Source organism: Natronococcus sp. A-GB7 (assembly GCF_029688865.1).
Lineage (GTDB): Archaea > Halobacteriota > Halobacteria > Halobacteriales > Natrialbaceae > Natronococcus.
The window spans coordinates 1-2,858 of the sequence record NZ_JARUKV010000066.1 but is presented as its reverse complement, the minus strand read 5'-3'; the positions used below and the strand labels follow the sequence as shown (position 1 = coordinate 2,858).

The window sequence follows — 2,858 nt, the reverse complement described above, 5'->3', positions numbered from 1 at the left end:
CGAACACCGCAATATGCGCGTGAGCGTACCCGCTCTTGTGCGGCTCTAACACCATCAGGTACTCCCACCGCAACGAATCGTCGAGCGACCGATGCAACGCCCGCCGCACCGCCTCCCACGACGAGAGCAATTCCTTCAGATGATCGACGACCGGCACCCACTCACCCGGCCGGCCTGATGACGCTGTCAGCGTCAACAGTCCCGTATGGAACCGCCGACCGTACGAGTCGTGAAGCCCCCGCTCGAGGTCTTTGAGCTTCGCGTACAATTTGTCGGAATATGATTCCATAAATCGGTTCTCCTGCGGCCCTGTGAACTGCTCACCGTCTTTCTCGTACACTAACCCCGCGTCCCGACGATCATCGTACCACATTCGCCACCGTCGCTGAAGCGCGCGCCAGGAAATCCCTCTATTTCCGTCGACGTCACACCGCACCGCCTCCCGCCGCAGTTTCACTCCTTCCTCAGTCGTAATCGGCTCCGACCACTTCCCACCAAACCCAGTGAGGGCCGCCTGATCAGAGTGGTCCGCACGGTTAGCCATGGAAGGCCGAGAACTGGGTCGGACCGGCCCGCTGACACCCCCGTCAGTCGCTCGATCTCGACTCACCGCCACCACCCCGCCACCGCACACGAGCCACGTCCGTCGGTCCGTCCGACCGACGGATTCCGTTTCTCGCTCGCTCCGCTCGCTGCGAGACGGCTCGGGTCAGGCCCCCATGTAAGGGGGCCTGCTTCCGCCGTAACCGCATCAGAGCGGCTGCTAGGCCTTGAACAAGCCATCAGTCGTCCCGGTTGGGTTCGGACGAAATCCCTAAGCCCTCCGGGGGAGAAAGCCCAATTAGCGGTAAACCACCAGGCAAAGTGGTTCGCGGTTGTCGGCGGGGTCCCACCCCCGCGGGCTTTCAACAAATCAACGAGCAGTGCGTATCTCCTATGTTACTTCCAGCCACTCACCCCCCCCACAAATAATCAACGGCTCAACATCCTTCTGAACCACCCACCCTCAGCCTCCTCGCGAACACCCTCTAACTCCTCTCTTAGCTCCGCTACGTCCGCCTCTACTGCCTCCACATCCTTCTGAGTCTCATCCACCTCCGTCTCCACCTCACGAACCTCACGCTCCTCTGCGATCCCCTGAAGCTCCTTCCCGATCATCTCACCGACCGCCTCCCTCATCTGCGGCTCTGGCAGCACCCGCTTATACCGAGCCCACATCATGTCGATCACTTCCTCCTGGTTCGCTTCCTGCTCCTCTAACTCCCCTAACCGCTCCTCCGCAGCCTCGAGCTTCCGCCGCAAGTCGTACACCTTCTTCCGATACGACTGTACCGACTCCTTCGCACTCTCCGCCTCTTTCACCGCCTCTCGCGCCATCTCACGCGCCTCGTCCACCGTCACCGGCTCCACGATCAACTCCTCGTGCTCCTCTACCCACTCACGACCTCCCTCCGTCAGCCGAAATCGCCGCACGTCCTTCGTTCCACCACGCCGCGCCTCCCGCTCGATCTCCTCGATCAACCCCGCCGGGATCAGATGACTCTCAACCCGATGAATAACCTGCGCGTTTTGTGAGAGATCACCCTCATACCGAAGCTCAGACGTATTCCGTACCTCCGAATCCAAAAACGCCCGTAACATCCGTTGTGACGCCGTATCTACCCGATTATCTCCAGCCCACAGTATCTCGCTCATAGCTCACCACACAGCCTATACCAAGTTAAAATTTAAACTGGTGCTATACCGCAACGTTAGCGGTCCTATTGGGACCCCACCCTCACGACATAGATCAATATCCACTCTCCTCCGAGCTACAGCAGGCCAATATACATCATTTCGAAAAACAGAGATGAAATCCATCTCGAGCTCCGTGGGAAATCCACTCTCTACCAGCAGATCGACCCTCAATATTCTAGAGCCCAGTCTCTATCCAATAGCTGACTCCGTGTTACATACAGGTGAATCAATGAACACTACAGTATGGTTCTAATCTCTATTTTATATACAAAATTAGCATGCCTATTAAGAAGAATAGTAGGTAAACAACCGGAAATGATACTGAAAGCAGTAGCGCAACGACTAACGAAGGGACATTAGAGAGAACAACAACTGCTGCAATCTTTTCCCACGAAGCCCAGTCTGGAGGTATGGACATGTTCATTTTATTTGGTAATAATACGAGAACTAATAAAGTTTTTCGGTGATCTAAACTGGTCAGTATGCAGTCGGATGTAACACGAGATTCAGTCTGAGTCAGATCGAAATTATCGGGTCAGACCACATGGCAGGATAAAGCAGCACAGCAGATTTCGGCTAATCACAAGACTGCAGTACGACGAGACCACTGTACCCTCTTCTCGCACCACAGTAGACACTGCGCTAACAGGAACGGCTATCTCCGCTTCCCGACCCTCCTAGTGGCGGCGGTCGATCCTCCCACGTCTCCGTCCAATTCACTCCACCTCCCGATGGATCAACTGACTCAATCGTCTCACCTCCATCGTACGTCACGCCGATCAATTCCCACGCCGTCTTCCCCTTCAGCCGCGCCTGCGCCATATGTCGCTGCGCACCGTTCGACGGCCGCCATCGCTGATGTCCTGTCGCCCACAGCACCGCGTTAAACGCCTGTACGTGCTCAGCCGCCTCCAACGCGTCCCCTTCGTAGATCCCCAAGTATTCTCCAACGTATGATCCCAGGTTCCCGATCTCCCCCAGCTCCCGATCTCTCACGCCTGCCAGCCGCTTCACCGTGATCACGTTCTCGTACTCGTGTGCGTCTCGCTCAGCCAACTCACAGTTCCGTAAATGCGCGTCAATCACCGGCTCGAACGTCTCTCCCGATACTTCCCCATCTA

At 56.5% G+C, this 2,858-nt stretch carries 1 protein-coding gene and 2 pseudogenes; all 3 read right to left on the bottom strand.

Annotated features, from left to right (window positions below):
• Nucleotides 1-544: pseudogene (locus tag QA609_RS24545) on the bottom strand (hypothetical protein); the annotation flags it as partial.
• A gap of 428 nt (nucleotides 545-972) precedes the next feature.
• Nucleotides 973-1,695: a hypothetical protein gene (locus QA609_RS24540; RefSeq protein WP_278305244.1), complete on the bottom strand. Its 723-nt coding sequence runs from the start codon at nucleotides 1,693-1,695 to the stop codon at nucleotides 973-975.
• A gap of 684 nt (nucleotides 1,696-2,379) precedes the next feature.
• Nucleotides 2,380-2,858 (bottom strand): annotated as a pseudogene (locus tag QA609_RS24535) (hypothetical protein); the annotation flags it as partial.

Bases quoted from the DNA above. Each gene is read 5' to 3' on its own strand.
- QA609_RS24540 (WP_278305244.1), bottom strand. From the start codon at position 1,695: ATGAGCGAGATACTGTGGGCTGGAGATAATCGGGTAGATACGGCGTCA.